General features: G+C 67.1%; 24 protein-coding genes and 1 pseudogene. 7 read left to right on the forward strand and 18 right to left on the reverse strand.

Going from position 1 to position 17,815, the window contains the following annotated elements; all coding sequences use genetic code 11:
• Positions 1–28: 28 nt before the first annotated feature.
• The 3 genes from ABFA30_RS22390 to ABFA30_RS22400 form a co-directional block, all read right to left on the reverse strand.
• Positions 29–862, reverse strand: a complete 834-nt coding sequence (locus tag ABFA30_RS22390; RefSeq protein WP_225787862.1) for a Ku protein — start codon at positions 860–862, stop codon at positions 29–31.
• Between the two features lie 10 nt (positions 863–872).
• Complete coding sequence (locus ABFA30_RS22395; RefSeq protein WP_225787863.1) at positions 873–1,010, reverse strand: PSPA7_2676 family Cys-rich small protein; 138 nt, start codon at positions 1,008–1,010, stop codon at positions 873–875.
• A gap of 82 nt (positions 1,011–1,092) precedes the next feature.
• Positions 1,093–1,998: an SDR family oxidoreductase gene (locus ABFA30_RS22400; RefSeq protein WP_253101412.1), complete on the reverse strand. Its 906-nt coding sequence runs from the start codon at positions 1,996–1,998 to the stop codon at positions 1,093–1,095.
• 190 nt (positions 1,999–2,188) lie between these two features.
• Here ABFA30_RS22400 and ABFA30_RS22405 point away from each other — a divergent pair, with 190 nt between their 5' ends.
• The 3 genes from ABFA30_RS22405 to ABFA30_RS22415 are packed head-to-tail and all read left to right on the forward strand — an operon-like array spanning position 2,189 to position 3,663.
• Entirely contained in the window at positions 2,189–2,692 is a 504-nt protein-coding gene (locus ABFA30_RS22405) for a CinA family protein (protein WP_225787865.1), read from the forward strand.
• 12 nt (positions 2,693–2,704) lie between these two features.
• Positions 2,705–3,211 carry a hypothetical protein gene (locus tag ABFA30_RS22410; RefSeq protein WP_410045962.1) on the forward strand — a complete coding sequence of 169 codons (507 nt, stop codon included), beginning with the start codon at positions 2,705–2,707 and terminating at the stop codon, positions 3,209–3,211.
• A gap of 8 nt (positions 3,212–3,219) precedes the next feature.
• Positions 3,220–3,663, forward strand: coding sequence for a DUF421 domain-containing protein (locus ABFA30_RS22415; RefSeq protein ID WP_253080146.1), 444 nt, complete (start codon positions 3,220–3,222; stop codon positions 3,661–3,663).
• A gap of 48 nt (positions 3,664–3,711) precedes the next feature.
• Here ABFA30_RS22415 and ABFA30_RS22420 read toward each other — a convergent pair whose 3' ends face one another.
• The 9 genes and pseudogenes from ABFA30_RS22420 to ABFA30_RS22460 all read right to left on the reverse strand — a co-directional run bounded on the left by ABFA30_RS22420 (position 3,712) and on the right by ABFA30_RS22460 (position 11,236).
• Entirely contained in the window at positions 3,712–3,945 is a 234-nt protein-coding gene (locus ABFA30_RS22420; protein WP_225787868.1) for a PLD nuclease N-terminal domain-containing protein, read from the reverse strand.
• Between the two features lie 29 nt (positions 3,946–3,974).
• Positions 3,975–5,126 (reverse strand): carboxylate-amine ligase, encoded by a 1,152-nt coding sequence (locus ABFA30_RS22425; protein WP_225787869.1) that lies wholly within the window; start codon positions 5,124–5,126, stop codon positions 3,975–3,977.
• Positions 5,127–5,133: 7 nt separating this feature from the next.
• A complete protein-coding gene (locus tag ABFA30_RS22430; protein WP_253090810.1) occupies positions 5,134–6,087 on the reverse strand; it encodes a methyltransferase in 954 nt (317 codons plus the stop codon).
• Positions 6,087–7,424 (reverse strand): iron-containing redox enzyme family protein, encoded by a 1,338-nt coding sequence (locus ABFA30_RS22435; RefSeq protein ID WP_410045963.1) that lies wholly within the window; start codon positions 7,422–7,424, stop codon positions 6,087–6,089. Before ABFA30_RS22435 ends, ABFA30_RS22430 begins: the two co-directional genes overlap by 1 nt.
• Positions 7,425–7,444: 20 nt before the next feature.
• Entirely contained in the window at positions 7,445–7,639 is a 195-nt protein-coding gene (locus tag ABFA30_RS22440; RefSeq protein WP_225787872.1) for a hypothetical protein, read from the reverse strand.
• Between the two features lie 63 nt (positions 7,640–7,702).
• Positions 7,703–7,822: pseudogene (locus ABFA30_RS22445) on the reverse strand (general stress protein); the annotation flags it as partial.
• A 204-nt stretch (positions 7,823–8,026) separates the two neighbouring features.
• On the reverse strand, positions 8,027–9,322 hold the full coding sequence (locus tag ABFA30_RS22450) for an NTP/NDP exchange transporter (protein ID WP_225787874.1): 1,296 nt from the start codon (positions 9,320–9,322) through the stop codon (positions 8,027–8,029).
• Positions 9,323–9,326: 4 nt separating this feature from the next.
• Positions 9,327–10,235: an aldo/keto reductase gene (locus ABFA30_RS22455; protein WP_410045964.1), complete on the reverse strand. Its 909-nt coding sequence runs from the start codon at positions 10,233–10,235 to the stop codon at positions 9,327–9,329.
• A gap of 125 nt (positions 10,236–10,360) precedes the next feature.
• The gene (locus ABFA30_RS22460; RefSeq protein WP_225787876.1) at positions 10,361–11,236 is read right to left on the reverse strand and encodes a Dyp-type peroxidase; all 876 of its coding nucleotides are present in this window, start codon (positions 11,234–11,236) and stop codon (positions 10,361–10,363) included.
• Between the two features lie 136 nt (positions 11,237–11,372).
• Here ABFA30_RS22460 and ABFA30_RS22465 point away from each other — a divergent pair, with 136 nt between their 5' ends.
• Positions 11,373–12,269: a bile acid:sodium symporter family protein gene (locus tag ABFA30_RS22465; protein WP_410045965.1), complete on the forward strand. Its 897-nt coding sequence runs from the start codon at positions 11,373–11,375 to the stop codon at positions 12,267–12,269.
• Between the two features lie 70 nt (positions 12,270–12,339).
• On the opposite strand, the gene ABFA30_RS22470 is transcribed toward ABFA30_RS22465, so the two are convergent.
• Positions 12,340–12,819, reverse strand: coding sequence for a sterol desaturase family protein (locus ABFA30_RS22470; RefSeq protein WP_410045966.1), 480 nt, complete (start codon positions 12,817–12,819; stop codon positions 12,340–12,342).
• A 132-nt stretch (positions 12,820–12,951) separates the two neighbouring features.
• Positions 12,952–13,359: an RNA polymerase-binding protein DksA gene (gene dksA, locus ABFA30_RS22475; protein WP_253090816.1), complete on the reverse strand. Its 408-nt coding sequence runs from the start codon at positions 13,357–13,359 to the stop codon at positions 12,952–12,954.
• A 159-nt stretch (positions 13,360–13,518) separates the two neighbouring features.
• Here dksA and ABFA30_RS22480 point away from each other — a divergent pair, with 159 nt between their 5' ends.
• Positions 13,519–14,022: a GNAT family N-acetyltransferase gene (locus tag ABFA30_RS22480; RefSeq protein ID WP_410045967.1), complete on the forward strand. Its 504-nt coding sequence runs from the start codon at positions 13,519–13,521 to the stop codon at positions 14,020–14,022.
• Positions 14,023–14,078: 56 nt separating this feature from the next.
• Here ABFA30_RS22480 and xth read toward each other — a convergent pair whose 3' ends face one another.
• Both xth and ABFA30_RS22490 read right to left on the reverse strand, forming a co-directional pair.
• Complete coding sequence (gene xth / locus ABFA30_RS22485) at positions 14,079–14,873, reverse strand: exodeoxyribonuclease III (RefSeq protein WP_253090818.1); 795 nt, start codon at positions 14,871–14,873, stop codon at positions 14,079–14,081.
• The gene (locus ABFA30_RS22490; protein ID WP_225787883.1) at positions 14,870–15,112 is read right to left on the reverse strand and encodes a hypothetical protein; all 243 of its coding nucleotides are present in this window, start codon (positions 15,110–15,112) and stop codon (positions 14,870–14,872) included. Before ABFA30_RS22490 ends, xth begins: the two co-directional genes overlap by 4 nt.
• A 172-nt stretch (positions 15,113–15,284) precedes the next feature.
• On the opposite strand from ABFA30_RS22490, the gene ABFA30_RS22495 reads away from it, so the two are divergent.
• Entirely contained in the window at positions 15,285–15,536 is a 252-nt protein-coding gene (locus ABFA30_RS22495) for a hypothetical protein (protein WP_225787884.1), read from the forward strand.
• Positions 15,537–15,575: 39 nt separating this feature from the next.
• Here the strand turns inward: ABFA30_RS22495 and ABFA30_RS22500 are convergent, their stop codons facing one another.
• Together ABFA30_RS22500 and ABFA30_RS22505 are read right to left on the reverse strand one after the other, a co-directional pair.
• Positions 15,576–15,755, reverse strand: coding sequence for a DUF6021 family protein (locus ABFA30_RS22500; protein ID WP_225787885.1), 180 nt, complete (start codon positions 15,753–15,755; stop codon positions 15,576–15,578).
• Positions 15,756–15,842: 87 nt separating this feature from the next.
• A complete protein-coding gene (locus ABFA30_RS22505; protein ID WP_225787886.1) occupies positions 15,843–16,685 on the reverse strand; it encodes a DNA-binding protein in 843 nt (280 codons plus the stop codon).
• Positions 16,686–16,902: 217 nt separating this feature from the next.
• Here ABFA30_RS22505 and ABFA30_RS22510 point away from each other — a divergent pair, with 217 nt between their 5' ends.
• A complete protein-coding gene (locus ABFA30_RS22510) occupies positions 16,903–17,778 on the forward strand; it encodes a universal stress protein (RefSeq protein WP_368815932.1) in 876 nt (291 codons plus the stop codon).
• Positions 17,779–17,815: the final 37 nt, after the last annotated feature.

The raw sequence follows: 17,815 nt of genomic DNA on the forward strand, positions 1-17,815 counted from the left end.
CTCCCCGACCGGCCGGCCTACATTGCCATCACGACGCCTTGCGCGAGCGCTTGGCCGTCTTCTTCGGCGCGCCGCCCTTGCCCCCCAGGCTGCGCTTGAGCAACTCGGTGAGGTCGATGATGTCGGCTCCCTTCTCCGCCGCGCCTTCGCCCTTCTCCACCACGCTGATCTTGCCCTTGCTGGCCTTCTCCTGCACCAGGTCGAGAATGGTCTGGCGGAAGGCGTCGTGGTACTCCCCGGGTGTCCACGGCCCGCTCATGTCCTCCACCAGGCGACGGGCCATGTCCAGTTCGCGCTTGTCGACCTTGGCCTCGGTCACGCTCTTGTCCAGCTCCAGCGTTTCCAGGCCGCGCACCTCCTCGGGCCAGCGCAGGGTGATCAGCACCAGCGCCTCCTCCAGCGGGCGCAGCAGTGCCAGGTGCTGGCGGGTGTGCAGCACCACCGTGGCCAGAGCCACCTTGCCGGTGCTCTGCAGGGTTTCTCGCAACAGGGCGTAGACCTTGCCGCCCCGGCGATCGGGGCTCAGGTAATACGGGGTGTCGAAATGCTGCAGAGGGATCTCGCTCGCCTCGACGAAGGAAAAGATGTCGATGGTCTGGGTCGCTTCCGGGCGCGCCTCGCGGATCTCCTGCTCGCTGATGATCACGTAGCGGCCTTTCTCGTATGCCACGCCCTTGACGATATCGTCCTTGTCGATTTCCTTGCCGGTGATCTTGTTCACCCGCTTGTAGCCCACCGGCTCCATGCTGCGCTTGTCGAGCCAGTCGAAATCCACCCGTTCGCTGCGTACCGCGGTGTTGAGGGAGACGGGGATATGCACGAGGCCGAAGCTGATCGCGCCCTTCCAGATTGCCCGGGCCATGGCAGTGCTCCTAAGGTTCGAACGGCGCGCCGTGCCGGCAGTAGCGCAAGGTGCCGCAACGCTCGCAGCACTGGCATTGCAGCCCGGCGACTTCACAGGTCAGCGTGGCGCGCCACTGGCAACCACGCAACAGGCAGACAAGGCTCATCGACCACCTCCTGGGGCCCGGAAAACGCAGGCCCCTCCCTTGCAGTGACTGCGCAGCATCCCGAAGGTTTACCCGCCCTGCTCTACGGCAGCGGGTTGCCACCGGTGACACCGAAGACCTCGCCGGTGATGTAGCTCGACTCCTGGGACGCCAGCAGCACGTACAGCGGCGCGCATTCGGCCGGCTGGCCGGGGCGCTTCATCGGGCTCTGTGCGCCGAACGAAGGGATCTTCTCCGGCGGCTGGCCGCCACTGGGCTGCAGCACGGTCCAGATCGGCCCCGGGGCCACGGCATTGACCCGGATGCCGCGCTCGACCACCTGCTTGGCCAGAGCCTTGGTGAAGGCGACGATGGCGGCCTTGGTGGTGGCGTAGTCGAGCAGGGTCGCCGAGGGCTGGTAGGACTGGATCGACGCGGTGTTGATGATGGTCGCCCCGGCCGGCATCAGCGGCACGGCGGCCTGGCACAGCCAGAACATCGCATAAATGTTGGTCTTCATCGTGTGGTCGAACTGTTCGTGGCTGATCTGGCCGATGTCCTTGCGTGCCACCTGCTTGCCGGCGACGTTGACCAGGATGTCCAGGCCGCCCAGCTGCTCGTGGCCCTGGTCCACCAGTTGCGCACAGAACGCTTCGTCCTTTAGATCGCCAGGGATGGCGATGGCCCGGCGCCCTTCGGCCTCGATCAGCTTGATCACCTCGCGGGCGTCGGGCTGCTCCATGGGCATGTAGTTGAGCACGATGTCGGCGCCCTCGCGGGCGAAGGCGATGGCCACGGCGCGGCCGATGCCCGAGTCGGCGCCGGTGATCAGCGCCTTGCGCCCGGCCAGGCGGCCGAAACCTTTGTAGGTGTCTTCACCGTGGTCGGGCTTGGGTTGCATGTTCACGTCCAGCCCCGGTTCCGCCTGGCCCTGGGCGGGAAACGGCGGATGCGGGTACTGGGTCAGGGGGTTCTGCATGCTGAACTGGTCGCGGGGTCTGTTGGGCATGGTGGCCTCCTGCTGGCGCTGTCTGATGGGCCCGTCGCTAGGCTGAACGACGTCACCTTTTTTTCGAGGCAGGCACGCGGCGAAGGTTTGTTTCGCGGGGCGGCGTTGCCGACGGGTGGTTGCCACAGGCGCGCTGAACCAATTGCCGCGTCCAGGCGTCCACCACAAAAGTTCGAGCGAGGCGCAATCGATGCAAGAAGATCCTGTCCAGGTCGTGCTGGACTACCTGAAGCGACACGACCTGGTGTTGACCACCGCCGAGTCCTGTACCGCCGGGCGCATGGTCGCCTTGCTGGCCGAGAAGCCTGGCACCGGCGAGGTGCTGGAAAGCGGCTACGTGGTCTATTCGCCCAAGGCCAAGCAGCGCCTGCTCGGCGTCAGCCCCCTGACCATCGAGCGCTATGGCCTGACCAGCGAGGCCGTGGCCTGGGAAATGGCCCTCGGCGCCCTCAAGGACAGCACCGCCACTGTCGCCATCGCCACCACCGGCGTGGCCGGGCCCGACGGTGCCGCTGGCATCGCGCCGGGCACCCTGTGCTTCGCCTGGGCCTTCGCCGGCGAGCCGCTGGCGGTGTTCACCCGCAGCCAGCGCTTCTTCGGCGATCGCCCCGAGGTGCTGCGCCAGGGCGCGCTGTACGGCCTGACGCGGCTGGAGCACTACCACCAACGCTGGCTGCGCGGCGAGCGGGCCTGACAGGAGCGCGACATGACGGATGACGAACAGGCCTCGCGCCGGTATCCCGTGCACGAAGACATGCACCTGCAGCGCCGCGTGTGGCGTTTCGAGCGGGCCGGCTGGTATGCCCTGCTGGTACTGGTCGTGGCTGCACTGGCCGGGCTGTTCGGCAATGGCCCGCTCAGCCAGGGCGAGGTGGAGAGCGCGGACGGCCGGGTGCAGGTGGAATACCAGCGCTTCAGCCGCAGCGGTGCGGTCGACAGCCTGCGCATCCGCATCCAAGGCACGGCCGGGGAGCCGCTGCAGGTGCTGCTCGGCGGTTCGCTGTTCCGTGAAGCGAGCATCGAGACGCTGCAGCCCGAGCCGCTGGCATCGCTGTCCCAGGGCCGGGCCCTGTTGCTGCGGGTGGGGACCGGCGCGGATGGCGTGGCCACCCTGTACCTGACCCTGCGCGCCGACACCGTCGGCACGCTCGATGGCCTGGTCAGGGGCGGGCCGACCAGCGCCGTGCGCTTTTCCACCTTCGTCTACCCCTAGGAGCTGCCATGGACTCGATCCTTCGCGCCGCCGGCATGTATGTCGCCCTGATGCTGCTGTTTCGCATCGCCGGCCGGCGCTCGCTGGCCGACCTGACCACCTTCGACTTCGTGCTGCTGTTGATCATTGGCGAGGCGACCCAGCAGGCCTTGCTGGGCGAAGACTTTTCCTTCACCAACGCGATGCTGGTGATCGCCACGCTGATCGTGCTGGATGTCGGGCTGTCGCTGGCCAAGCTGCGCTCTGTGCGCCTGGCCCGGCTGCTCGACGGCCATGCCACGCTGGTGGTGGAACACGGGCGCTTCCTGCACGGGCGCATGCGCCGGGCACGGCTGACCGAGGACGATATCCTCGAGTCGGCGCGTGACAGCCAGGGGGTCGAGACGGTGGAGCAGATCAGGTATGCGATCGTCGAGCGCAACGGCAAGATTTCGATCGTCAAGGAGCAGTGAGGGGGCCGCTTCGCGTCCCGAGCTCAGAAAGCCCTCTGGATTTACACCTCACCCTTTGCTGTGTTCCGGCGAGGTCGGCCCGGTGCCAGGCTTGATCCCGCGAGGACCGAAGATGCCCCAGATGATCAGCCCCAGCACCGGCAAGGCGACCAGTACCAGGGCCCAGAGAATTTTGGTCGCATCGGACTTCTCGCTGCGAAACACGCTGACGATGGCCCACAGGTCCACCAGCAGGATGATCACCGCGACCGCTATCCAGAAATAGATCGTCAACTCACCCATGGCGCTTACCTCCTCGGGTTCGAAAGTGTTCAGGCCTGCCCCTGCGCGCTGGCCGGGGGCAGGCCGTTTTCCTGGCCCTGCGCCAGCACCTGGTCGACCACCGCCCGCACGGCCTGGCGGTGGTCGAGGCCGGCACCCTGGGCCTGCGCCAGGCAGTCGAGTTGCTGGTCGGCACTGGTGCCTTCGCGCAGGATGCGCTGGGCCTGGATGAAGGCGCGTTCGGCATCGGCGGAGTCGACCGGGACCTGCGCCTGCAACTGCGCCAGCCACCCCTCGGCGCTCACCGGCTGTTCGTCGTGGACTCCGATGAACTGGCCGTGGCGGCCGTGGCGCTTGGCTCGCCAGTAGTTTTCCTCGGTGATCCAGCGGACCTCCCGCGACAGCGGCGCCGGAGCGTAATGGGGTTGCGCGCAGCTTTCCACCAGGTGGCGGAACAGGCCGGCGATGCACAGGGCATCCTCCAGGCGCGGGCAGGCGTCGCAAATGCGCAGCTCCACCGTGGGGAAGCGTCGCGACGGCCGAATCGCCCACCAGAAGTCGCCATCCCTGGCCAGTGAGCCGGTACGCTCCAGCAACGCCCGGTAGCGCTGGTAGGCGGCCCAGTCGGCCAAGGGCTCCGGCAGCCCGGTGTGCGGCCACTCGCCACTGATCACCCGGCGATAACTCATGTAGCCGGTGACCTGGCCACCCCACAGCGGCGACGACGTGCTCAGCACCAGCAGCAGCGGCAGCCAGTACAGCAGCCGGTTGATCAGCTGCATGCGGTCGCAGCCCGGCGGCACGCCCACGTGCACGTGCAACCCGGACAGCAGGCTGCGCCGCGCCACGTGCTGGTAGTCATCGAAGACCTGGCGGTAGTGCGGGGTGGTCCGGGCTCGCTGGCGCAACCACTGCGCGCAGGGGTGGCTGGCGGCGCAGTACAGGCCCACGCCCTCCGCGGCCAGGGCATCGCCCAGGCGCTGGCGGCTGTCGCAAAAGAACTGGCGTGCCTCGTGCAGGTTGCCGAACACCGGCGAGGCGACTTCGATCTGGCTGCGGAACATTTCCTCGGCGAAGTATTCTCCCATCACCTCGCGACAGCGTCGGGCCACGGCCAGGGACGGCGTGGTCAGCACGCGGCCGTTGGCCAGCTCCACGAGGAGGTACTCTTCCTCGATACCGAACATGCAAGGCCGGTACATGGCCGCATCATCCGCTGCGGGTGACGCTGAACGCCACGGCAGCGATGCGCTCGACCTGCTGGTAGCCCGGCTCGAGCAGTTGCTCGCCGAACACGTCCGGGTCCACTTCCCGGTACACCCAGCTCCACTGTGGCCCGGCCAGGCGCAGGCGGATGGCGTCGAGCAAGGCGTCGCGCCCCTCGACGATGGCCACGCCGGTATAGAGCAGCAAGGTGCCGCCCGGGGCCAGGCGCTGGCAGGCCTGTTCGACGATGCGCAGCGACAGCTGCGCGCCCAGCGCCCCTCCGCCGTGGCGATAGACCCGTTGGCCGGCATCGAGCATGTAGGGCGGGTTGGCCACGATCAGGTCGAAGGTACCGCTGACGCCGTCGAGCAAGTCGCTCGGTTCCACCGAGACATTGCCCACCCCTGCCAGGGCGGCATTGATGGCGGTGTAGCGCAGGGCCAGAGGGTTGATGTCCAGCGCGCTGACCTGCGCATGCGGTGCGGCACGGGCGATGATCAACGCACCGATGCCAGTACCGCAGCCGATGTCGACGGCGTGCTGGACACGGGAGGGGCTGCGCTGCAGGTGGTCGTGGATGACCTGGGCGAAACGGTAGCTGTCGGGGCCGAAGAACACCGCGTCGCTGGCCTCGGTGGGAAAGGCCGAGTGCACCAGCAACAGGTCGTCCAGGTTCGACCAGCGCACCTTGGCGCGCAACCGTTCGCCCGCCTCCTCCAGGACCTGGGCGGTACGCAGTTGCTCGAGCTCGTCGAGCGACAGCAAGGAGGGCGGGAACGGCCGGCTCCAGCCGAACACGTCACGCAGGGTACGGGCGCGCTCGGCGCCTTCGCGGGCGTTGTTGCGCGCGTGGGTCGCCGGGGTCACGCAGGTGAAGCGGTAGCCGTCGGCGCGCAGGCGCCGGCCCAGCTGCAGCAGGGCCTGGTCGGCCTGGGTCTGTTCCTGGTTCAGCAGCATCAGTGAGGTTCCTCCTGGGCAAGGCCGGTCGCATGGGCGTAGGCGCGGGTGGCGCGCAGGCCTTCGGGCAAGGCGTGCCGGTTGCCGGCCATGCGCTGGATCAGAGCCTCGAGGGGCAGCGCCCTGGCGTGGGCGTCGTCCCGCTCGCCTGGGGCCATCTCGGCCTGCCAACTGCCCGGCGCCACCCGGGATACCCTGGCGCCTGGCCAGTCGCCGGCGATCCAGTCGTGCCAGAGTTGCTTCTCGTAGGCGCTGAACACCCCGAACATGGCGGCGTTGGGGCCTTCGATCAGGCTCCACAGGCGGCTGCGCGCCGGGTCCTGGCCACGGCATACCCAACCTTGGCGCTGCAAGGCCTGGAGAAACCCGGGCATGGCCTCGGCCGTGGACAGCCACTGGTTGATCGTGCGGCCCTGCAGGCGGCAGTGGTCGGCGTGCATGAGCCGGCCGAAGGCGCGCTTGCGCTCCAGAGCCGCGAGCAGTTCGCCCTCGAGGTCGAAACTGGCGATCAGGCTGGGTGTGTCGATACCCAGGGCGTTGAGCCGATAACCGCGCCGGACTCGTTGGTAGAACGCCTCGCCACCCGCTTGCGGCCATAGCTGGCGTAACGTCTGGAGCGACTTGCGGGCATGACCGCTGGCGGCATTGTCGATGGTCACGTGCAGTTGGAAGTAGTGGCCGTCGATGCCCAGCTCGGCCAACTCCTGGGTAGTGATCAGCAGGTGCAGCGGTGGCTGCTCATAACCAAAATTGTAGCCGATCACTTCGGCGAGAAAGCGGTCGCCGTGCTGTCCCAAGGCCAGTTGCAAGGCCCCTTGCAGGTAGCGTCCGTCGTCCAGGGGCAGTGGCTCGAGGCAGCCCAGCCGGCTGAGCAGGCGCTGGTAGATCAGCACATGGTTGCAACGCGGGTCGCCGTCACCGAGTTCCTCGAGGAAAGTGCGGATCAGGCCGTGGTAACGCGGGTCGCGCCAGTGCCGCAGGGTGCCATGCAGCCAGGCGCCATCGACCGCCTTGGTGGGGGCCACCTGCTGCAGGAACCACAGGGCCTGGGCGCGGTTGGCGAAGTAGCGGCGCGCCGCGCCCTGGCGTCGCGCTGCCAGGTAGGCGGCATAGTCCTGGGCGACACGCTCGGCGTGTTCGCCGACCCAGGCCTCCAGTTGCCAGGGTGAGGTCGGCAGGTCATCGCGCAGGCCGTCGACGCGGGCCAGTTGCCCGGCGAGCCATTGTTCAGCGTCGCTGCATTGCCCGGCCAACAGCGCTTGGTAGCGTCGCGCCAGGCTGTCGTCGGCGGACGGGGTCAGCGCCGTGCTGGCGGCCTCTTGAGTCATGAGCCTCATGCCTGGGTCCCCTCGCCCGCTCAGTTATCCTGGTCCCGCGGCGGCATCGGCTGCGGTTCGGGCGTCGGCTGAGTGGCCGGCGCGTCGGGCTGCTGCATCTGCAGCGATGGCTTGCTCGGGTCGGCGTCCTTGGCCGGATGGTCGTTGTCACGGTCGAAACAGCCGCCGAGCAGCGTCAGGCTGCCCAGCAGGCAGATCAGTGGGGCCATGCGCATGGGATGTCCTCCTGTGCTGGAACGTGAGGGCAGTGCCAGGAGGCCCGGCACTGCGGGATGCCGCTACGAGCGACCGCCCTTGCGACCCGACTCGCTCGACCGGCCAGCGCCGGAATGCTGGCCGCCCTTGCGACCGGCTTCGGAGGCTTTCTGGCGGTCATTGGCGAAGTTGCCCGGGTTCTTCGATCCACCCTGACTGCCGGTCCTGCTGTTCTCTTTGTTGGCCATGGTTGCTACCTCGTGTGGCTTGGGATGCACGGCCGTGTGCCGTACATAGCTTGGGAGTACGGCGGCAAGGCGGGATTCGCTCGATTCCGCTATCCACCGGACCGGTGGCGTTAAATAAGCGACCGGCGCTTATTGGTGCGCCAGGCTTACAAAGACTGCCTAGCCTTGCCGTGGATCGCCTCCAGCCTCCTCCAGCACCCGTTGCCGTCGGCCCAGCCAGCCGCCGGTCACTCCCCAGCCCAAGGCGATCAGCGCGCCGATCAGCATGGCCAGTTGCGGATGCTCGCCGATCACGTCCAGCCCGCGCTTGACCCAGCCGCTCAAGGCATCGCCACCTCGGTAGACCACCGTGTCGATGAAGTTCTTGGCCTTGTACTTGTCCTCGGCCGGCAGCACGGTGAACAGCATTTCCCGCCCGGGCCGGACCAGTGCGTATTCGCCGGCCCGGCGCACCACCATCACCACCACGAATACCGCGAACACCGGTGCCAGGGCCAGCCACAGGAAACCGACGGCCATCACCAGCGGCACCACCACCAGCAGCACGCCTACGCCCAGGCGCCGGGCCAGGCGGCCGGTGACGAACACCTGGGTGAGGATCGCCAGGGCCTGGACCACCGTGTCGATCAGGCCGAACACCTGGGTCTGGCGGGTGCGGTCGGTGAAGGTCTCGCTGACGATGCGCGCCTGCTCGAAGTACAGGAAGGTGCTGACGCTGGCCAGCAGCACCACGAACAGGGCGATGCCCAGCAGGTAGGGCGAGCGCAGCACCGCCGTGGCACCGGCGAAGGGGTTGCCGCCCAGCGGCCGCGACGGCGGGTGCTCGGCCAGGGCCGGCAACGGATGGCGGTCGCGCCAGTGCTGCAGGTAGCCGGCCGCCGCGATGCTGCCGAGCAGGAACAATCCGGCCAGCAGCAACAGCCCGGCATGGCCCAGCGGTGCCACCAGCAGCGTGCCGAGCAACGGGCCGCTCAGGCCACCGAGGCTGGCACCGGCGGCCAGCAGGCCGAACAGGCGCTTGCCCTGGACGCTGGTGAACAGGTCGGCGAGCACGCTCCAGGCCAGGGAAATGGCCAGCAGGTTGAACACCGACAGCCAGATGTAGAACGCCCGTGCGTTCCACAGGTCGTCGGGATCGCGGGCGAACAGGAGGGCGAACAGCCACAGGTTGCTGACGAAGAAGCCGTAGGTCCAGGGCAGGATGCGCCGGCGCCTGACCCGCGAGGCCAGCCAGCCGAACAGCGGCAGGCATGCCAGGGTGACCACGAAGGTGCCGGTGAACAACCATTGCAGGTTCTCCACCCCACCGGCCACGCCCATGGTCTCGCGCACCGGGCGCAACATGAAATAGCCGGTGAACAGCAGGTAGAACAAGGCCAGCCCGGCGACCACCGCCGGGCCTTCGCCAGGCTGGATGTTCAGCCCCTGGTCCAGGCGCCGCCGCCAGCCGTCCATGGCGTCAGGCGAACAGCTTGACCAGCGCCTGCTGTTGGGCCTCGCTGAGCAGCGGCCCTGTGCCGGCCTTGAGCTGGTCGAGCTGGCGCTCCGGGCGGCTGGTGGCCGGGATCACCGTGGTCACCGCCGGGTGGCTGATGGCGAACTTGAGGAACAACTGCGCCCAACTGCCGATCCCGGCCTGCGCGGCCCATCCCGGCAATGCCTGGTCCTTGACCCTGGCGAACAGGCGGCCATCGTCGAAGGCACGGTTGATCAGCACCGCCACGCCCTTGTCCTGGCACAGCGGCAGCAGTTCGCGGGCAGCCTCGGGGGCGTTGACCGAATAGTTGATCTGGATGAAATCCAGGGGCTCGCTGCGCACGATGCGCGCCACCTCGTCCTGGCCACTGGCCAGGTAATGGGTGATGCCGACGTAGCGAGTCTTGCCCTGGGCCTTGAGTTCGCGCGCAAAGGGCAACTGGGTCCGCCAGTCGCGCAGGTTGTGGATCTGCAGCAGGTCGACCTTGTCGGTACGCAGGCTCCTGAGGCTGCCGGCCCATTGTTCCTCGGCGGCGGCGCGGCTGTCGGCGGCGATCTTGGTGGCCAGGAAGCACTGGCGGTGCCAGCCGCCCTCCTCCAGCAATTGGCCGAGGATGGCGTCGGCGCCGCCGTAGTTGGGCGAGGTGTCGATCACCTTGCCGCCCCCCGCGAAGAACAACCTCAGCACGTCCTTGAGCTGCTGGTACTGGGCAGAGCCCGAGCGGACCTCGAAACTGCCAGAGGTGCCGGCGCCGATCACCGGCAGGGCTTCGCCGGTGGACGGCACCTTGCGGGCCAGCAGGCCGCTGGCGGGCTCGGCGCGCAACCAGGGTGTGGTCGCCAGCAACCCCACCGCCGCGCCGGCACGTAGGACATCGCGACGCCTGAACATAGAAAAAGCCCCCGTCATGAGTCGGAAACTTTACAAGGCTAGCTGCTGGCCCTGGTGCTGTCCGGGGATTCTGTATCCGGATGTTTAGGCTTGGGGCCGCTTAGCGGCCCCAAAATGCCAGAGACCTACAGCAGCAAGCTCAGGTCCAGCCCCTGCTCCGTCATGGGCGGGCACCAGTAGTAACCACCGGTCAGTGGCCGGCTGAAGCGGTACAGGCCATCGACCACACCGTCCTCCAGGCCACTCATGCGCCGCAACTGCACTTCGAAGGCATCGAAGGCATGCCCCAGGGCGACGAACGCCAGGCCAGCGCCGCGCTCGTCGGCCCAGGCCAGCGAGCGGCGAACGATGAACGCCTCCGGCTCGAAGCTTTCCTGGGCGGTACGCTTGACGTGGGCCGACGCGGGCGCGTCCTCCAGCTCTTCGTTGTCGTCGAGGCGGCGGCCGATGATGTTGTCCTGTTCGTCCTGGGGCAGCGACTTGAAGTAGCCCAGGTCGTGCTTCCACAGCTGGAAGGCGGCGAAACTGGAGCCGGCCAGGCCCACCTGCTCGCCAGCGACGATCGCCGCCTCGACGGCGGCCTCGTCCACCGGGTTCTCGGTGCCATCCTCGTAGCCACTGAGGTCGTGGCCACCGCGGTGCAGGAAGCCCTCGACGCTGTCCACCAGGCTCAGCGCCGGGGCCAACAGCGCCTCCAGCGCCTGGGCGCGCAGAAACAGCTCGCCGCGCTGTTCACCGCGCAGCCACAGCCACAGGCCATGCTGGGTGCTGGGGTTCTCCACCGCCGCGTCCAACTGCGGGAAGGCACGCAGGCCCGGAACCTGGCGCCCCAGTGCCTTGGCCAGCGGCGCGCCGACGCCCAGGATCAGTGCCTGGCCATCGACCTGCGGCAGCAGCGCATCCAGCACGGCGGGCAGCGCCTCGGCCGCATGGACGGTGAAGAACAGGTGACGGGCATGGGCCGGCACCGGGGTGGCAAGCAGACCTTGCTGGAACGGCATGACAGGCTAATCCTCGGCAAAAGCGCGCATGCTAGAGCCGCAAGCCGCAAGCTTCAAGCTCCAGGTACCGCGCAGATCTGCTTACGTTTGCAGCTTGCAGCTAAACTGCTCTCAATTTGCCAAAGGGATGCCCACGATGACCGCCTCGCCCCTGCTCACCGCTGTCCTACCCCTCGCCCTGGGCATCATCATGCTCGGCCTTGGGTTGTCACTGACCCTGGCCGACTTCGCCCGAGTGGTGAAGTACCCTAAGCCTGTGATCGTCGGCCTGGCCTGCCAGCTCGTGCTGCTGCCGTTCGTGTGCTTCCTGATCGTCAATGGCTTCGGCCTGGAGTCGGCGCTGGCGGTGGGGCTGATGCTGCTGGCCGCGTCGCCCGGCGGCACCACGGCCAACCTGTTCAGCCACCTGGCCCATGGTGACGTGGCATTGAACATCACGCTGACGGCGGTCAACTCGTTGATCGCCATCCTCACCATGCCGTTGCTGGTGAACCTGTCGCTGATGTGGTTCATGGCATCCGACCAGGCCATCCCCCTGCAATTCGCCAAGGTCATGCAGGTGTTCGCCATCGTGTTGCTGCCGGTGGCCCTGGGCATGCTGATCCGGCATTGGGCACCGGCTTTCGCCGCGCGCCTGGAGAAGCCGATGAAGCTGGTGGCGGCGTTGTTCCTGGCCTTCACCGTCATCCTGGCGCTGGTCAAGGACTGGCAGACCGTGGTCGAGTACGCGCCGGTGGTCGGCGTGGCGGCGCTGCTGTTCAACCTGCTCAGCCTCGGCGTCGGGTACTGGGTACCGCGCCTGTTGAGCATTCCCAAGCGCCAGGCCATCGCCATCGGCATGGAGATCGGCATCCACAATGGCACGCTGGCCATCGCCCTGGCGTTGAGCCCGACCCTGTTGAACAATCCGACCATGGCGGTGCCGGCGGCGATCTACAGCCTGATCATGTTCTTCACCGCGGCAGCGTTCGGCTGGTGGGTGAGCCGTGGGCAGAAGGTGGCGCCTGTGAGCGGGCGCGAGCCGGTGAACTGAGGCGGTATCGCTATTTTGGGGCTGCGAAGCGGCCCCAGCATTTGCCGACCCCGACGGCGTGACAAGCGATTTACCCAGCCCTTCGAGCCGCCCGCCGCCGTGCCTTGAGCTGGCGCTTGAGCACCCGCAGGGGCGGTGCATAGAAAAATCCGAACGAAACGCCGCTCTTGCGCCCCGGCATGGCATGGTGCAACCGGTGCGCCTGGTACAAGCGCTTGAGGTAGCGATTGACCGGCCTAGGCGCGTTCGGCCAGTGCCGGTGGAACACGCCATCATGGGCCAGCACGTACGCCACACCGTACCCCGCCACCCCGGCGCCGACCCACTGCAGCGGCGCATGCCCGGCCTTGCCCAGCGCCACCAGCCCGGTCGCGACCAGGGCCAGGGCGAGCAGATAGACGTCGTTGGTCTCCAGCATCCCCAGGTGCGGCTCATGGTGCGAGCGATGCAGCCACCAGCCCCAGCCATGCATGATGTACTTGTGGGCCAGCGTACCGACGCCCTCCATGGCCACCAGGGTGCCGAGCAGGATGGCGATATTGAACAGCATGTGACGATCCGGGTTGGCAACGAAGGGTGCAAGATTAACATTGCCTACGCTGCCCACGGCGGGTTTTTCCCAGGGCGCGGGGGCTAGCTGCAAGAAAAGCGCGTAGGTGCGCGTCCCTCTTGTAGCTTGCCGCTAGTCCCCGTCCCGCAGGTGGCGCTCCTTCATTTCCTGGCGTTCCTTGGCCTCGATGCACAGGGTCGCGGTGGGGCGCAGCAGCAGGCGGCGCAGGCCGATCGGTTCGCCAGTCTCCTCGCACCAGCCATAGTCGCCGCGCGCCAGGCGCTCCAGGGCCTGGTCGATCTTGTCCAGCAGCTTCTTCTCCCGCTCCAGGGAGCGTAGCTGCCAGTGACGCTCTTCTTCGGCACTGCCGATGTCGGCCGGGTCGCTGTGTACTTCCTGTTCGCGCAGGGTGCGGAATTGTTGTTCGATGCGTGCTTGCAGCTCGGCGCGCTGAGCCAGCAGCAGGTTGCGGAAGAACTGCCGTTGCGGCTCGTTCATGTAGGCATCAGGGCTCTGGCGGAGGAGTTCGTCTTCGGTCATGGTCATTACTCGACAAGGAAGGGGCAGGAGGCAGATAGCGTCAAAATGTTACGTTATAACAAGATCATTGCAAGTCCAGGGGCCCCGATAAAAACCCAATGCCTTGCCTTGGCACAGCGCGGCTTCCAGACTTGCCGGTTTCCCGCCAAGGACAGCCCAATGCACGTACGCCCTACCCTGCCCCGTGATATCCCGTCGCTCCCTGCCATCGAGCGCTCGGCCGCCCAGGCATTCGCCCGCCTCCCGGCACTCGCCTGGCTGGCCACCGACGAAGTGCTTGACGAAGCCGCGCACCAGGCCTTCATGGAGGCCGAAGGCAGTTGGGTGGCGGTCGACGCACAAGAGCGGCCACTGGGGTTTCTATGCGCCCGCCCGGCCGGCGATGCGTTGCACATCCATGAGCTATCGGTACGCCTGCAAGCCCAGGGGCAAGGCGTCGGAGGCAGCCTGCTGGCACAGGTCATCAGTGCGGCACGGCATCGAGGTATCCCGTTGCTGACATTGACCACTTTCGTCGAGGTGCCGTGGAATGCCCCGTTCTATGCACGCCGCGGATTCGAAGTGATTGCGGCGGATCAGATGGGTGAGCGCCTGCGCGAGCTGCTGGCCGAAGAGCGGCGTCATGGGCTGGAGGGCCGTTGCGCCATGCGCCTGGTTATTTGAACCCATGGAACATTGAGTTGAACATGCGGTTGACGGAGCGCCTTGTCGGAACGTGATCAACGTCGCATGTCGCTACCCAGTTCGATCCACACCGGCGCATGGTCGCTGGCCTTGGGCTCGTTGCGTACCCAGGCATCCACGCCAGCGGCCTCGAGCCGGGGTGCCAGGTCGGGGCTGAGCAGCAGGTGGTCGATGCGCAGGCCGGCGTTGCGTGGCCAGTGGTTGCGAAAGTAGTCCCAGAACGTATAGACCCGGGCGTCCGGGTGAAGCTGGCGGATGGCATCGCTCCAGCCCTGCGCCAGCAGGCGCTGGTAGCATTCGCGGGACTCGGGCTGGAGCAAGGCGTCCTTGCGCCAGGAGCGTGGGTTGTAGATGTCCTGGTCGGTGGGCACCACATTGAAGTCGCCGGCCAGCACCGTCGGGTGCCCGCTGTGGCGCAGCGTCGCGGCATGCTCGATCAGCCGCTCGAACCAGCGCAGCTTGTACTCGAACTTCGGCCCCGGCTGGGGATTGCCGTTGGGCAGGTACAGGCAAGCCACCAGCACGCCGTGGGCGGCCGCCTCCAGGTAGCGGCTCTGGGTGTCCTCCTGCATGCCCGGCAGCCCACGGCGCACCTCCAGCGGCTGGCTGTCGCGGGCAAGGATGGCGACGCCGTTCCAAGAGGGCTGGCCATGGTGCAGGCAACCATAGCCCGCCGCCTCCAGGGCCTCGCGGGGGAAGTCCTTGTCAGCGGCCTTGAGCTCCTGCAGGCAGGCGATGTCGGGCTGTTCGCGCGCCAGCCAGGCGAGCAGCCCGGGCAGGCGGCTGCGGATGCCGTTGAGGTTGAAGGTGGCGATCTTCAATGTCTTCATGCGTCTGGGTCGTCCACATGGGCCTGTACCGCCTCCGTGAGGGCCCGCGCGTGGGCCTGGTCGGCCAGGGCCTTGAGCGCCAGCCAATCGTCCCAGTCGATGGCGCCATCGTCGCGCAGGGCCTCGGCGGTACGGATCAATTCATGATGATAGGCGTCCGGCGACTCGCGCCGGTAGCTTTCATCGTCGTACTGGGCGTACCAGGCTTCCAGCTCGGGGATGCTGCGTTCGATGCTCATGGGCCTGCTCCTCGCTGCGACCTTTGAATGTCTGAGCCCGGGGTGCCGGCAACGTTCAAACGCGAGCGCCGCCTGGGCAGCGCCGCGTGGAAAAAATTAAACCTTTGCCCCGAAGCTGCGCTCAACCGTTCGCGACACCGACGTCGCGGCAACCGATAGCGCGAGGCCAGAAATGAGTAACGATGCATTGCGAGCGGAGGTTCTCACCCGCCTGTTCCATGCCCATCCCCAGGGGCTGGGCAAGGAATTGCTGGACAACTACCGTGGCGAGAAGGCCGTGGCCGGCATGCTCAAGACCCTGCAGGAGCAGGGGCTGATCCAGGACGGCAGCGTCAGCGTCGATGCTGGGCACCAGATCAGCGTCAACTACCCGATCAAGCTGTCGTCGGCGGGGGTCGACGCGGCGAAGAAGATCGAGGGGTGACGGGGCGCGAAGCGCCCCCTGTGTGAACAAGGCCCGCCGTCATTCCCGCTTCTCATGATCCCGAGGCGGCTTGGCTGGCCCCTGCGGATCGACCTGCGGGTCTTCCAGGTCCGGGGAGTCCGGATCGAAGCCCAGGTCCTGCGGCTGGGTGGCATGTTCGGAGGAATGCGGCCCCTTGGCGGGCGGCTGTGGCTTGCGGTCTTGCCCTGGCGTGGTCATGGCGTCGTCTCCCGGCGAAATGTCTACGGAAGAGCCCCTGGGCCGTGCAAAGTTTGATTCATCTGCCCGCCCCCACGCCCGACGGCATCAACCCGCCCCTGGCAATGCGTCAAGACGCGCCTGGCAGGCTGCCAATGCCGCCGTGCGGGTATCCAGCATGCCTTGCAACTGCTCCAACTGCCGGCGCATCTGCTCGCTGGCGCCCTGGACCTGGGCCAGGATCGCTCGCAAGCCCTGGACCTGGGCGTCGCGCTGCTCCAATTGCTCCTCCAACTGCGTGCGCTGCGTGGCCTGCTGGCGAGTCTGGGCCAACAGGCGTTCATTGTCGCGATGCAGTTGGGTCAGCTCGGCCTGCCTGGCGAGCATGCCCTGCTGCAACTGCTCCTGGGCATCGCGGGCATGGCGGTGCTTTTCTTCCAGCGAGCGAACTTGCTCGTCCTTGTCGGCCAGGCGCACCTGCAGCTCGCCCAGCGACTGGTTGAGGCTGGCGCTGCGCAATTGCTCGCGCTGCAGAGTGCTCTGGGTGGCCGCCAGCTTCTCGGACTCGGCCGCCAGCGCACTGGCCTGGACCCGCTGCTGCTGGTGCGCCGCCACCAATGCCTGCTGGGCAAGCTGTAACTGTGCCTCGAGCTGCTGCCGTTGTTCGGCGAACACCGCCTCGGCCTCGTGGATGCGCGCCTGCGCTTGTTCATGCAGTTGTTCGGCCAGTTGCTCGACCAGGCGCCCCAGTTGCTCGTTCAGGCCCGCCATGCCCAGCGGGGCCGATGGCGACTGGCTGTCCAGCTCCTTGAGGTAGCGGTGGATGGTGGTCTTCGAGCCGGTATTGCCCAGCTCGATACGCACCGCATCGATGCTCGGGTGCTCACCCCGGGCCAGCAGCGCCTCCCGTGCCTGCTGTACCGCTGCCTTGTCGATCCCACCCCGGGCCATGTTCGCTCCTGTGATTCGTACCGTGGTATGTACCATGTAATTACGTATCGAATTCTGCGGATTGTCGGAGCACCTTTCAAGCCCTTCTACGAGCGACCATTCAACCGCGACACAAGGTCGCGTCCACGGGGGCGTCTCTTGATACAGGTCAATACGCCGGACAGGGTTCGCGAGACGATGGTCGGGCGGGTGCCCCGCGCTGCCAAAGGAGATCGCTATGTCGTCGCTGAGCCACATCCTGGTCGCCACCGACCTGTCCGCACCTGCCCGCCATGGCGCAGAACGCGCCGCACTGCTGAGCAAGGCACTGGACGCCTCACTGGACCTGCTGTTCGTGGCGAACCCCGCACCCTTCGAGCGCCTCCGGCAGATGGTCGCGCCAGAGGACGACCTGCTGGAGCAAGTGCTCCAGAGCGGCAGGGAAAAGCTCCACGAACTGGGCGAGCGGCTGTTCCAGCAACATGAAGTCGCCGCTGGCACGCATGTCATGTCTGGCCCGGTCATCCCCCAGATCATTCGTGCCGTGCAGGAAAAGCAGGCGAGCCTGCTGGTCTGCGGAGCGAAAGGCGAGAGCACGGCCCGCCGCCTGCTCCTGGGCTCGACCGCACAGCGGCTGCTCAGCCACATGCCCTGCCCCATGCTGGTGGTCAAGCAACTGCCGCGCCGCGACTACCGCACCCTGCTGGTGCCGGTCGATTTCTCGCCTTCGTCCCGGCGCTCGATCGCCCTGGCCAAGGCCATTGCCCCGCAGGCCGAGATCATCCTCCTGCACGTGTACGAGGCCCCGTTCGAAGGCAGCATGCGCTTCGCCAACCTCGACAACGACACCCTCAGCCACTACCGCAACGTGATCAGGAAGGACGCCCAGGAACAGCTCGCCGCCCTGGCCGAAGCCTCGGGCCTGCCCATGGCGCGCCAGGTCGCCGTGCACGGCGACCCGGCCTGGCGTATCGTCGAACAGGAACAGGAGCTGGACTGCGACCTCATCGTGATGGGCAAGCAAGGCGAGAGCGCCCTGGAAGAACTCTTGGTCGGGAGCATCACCAAGCATGTCCTGAACGCGTCCCAGTGCGATGTGCTGGTGACCCTGTAAGCCATGCCCTGGCGGCAGGATGCCGCCACCGCTACCG

The sequence above is a fragment of the Pseudomonas sp. HLMP genome, assembly GCF_046365545.1.
Taxonomy (GTDB): domain Bacteria; phylum Pseudomonadota; class Gammaproteobacteria; order Pseudomonadales; family Pseudomonadaceae; genus Aquipseudomonas; species Aquipseudomonas guariconensis_B.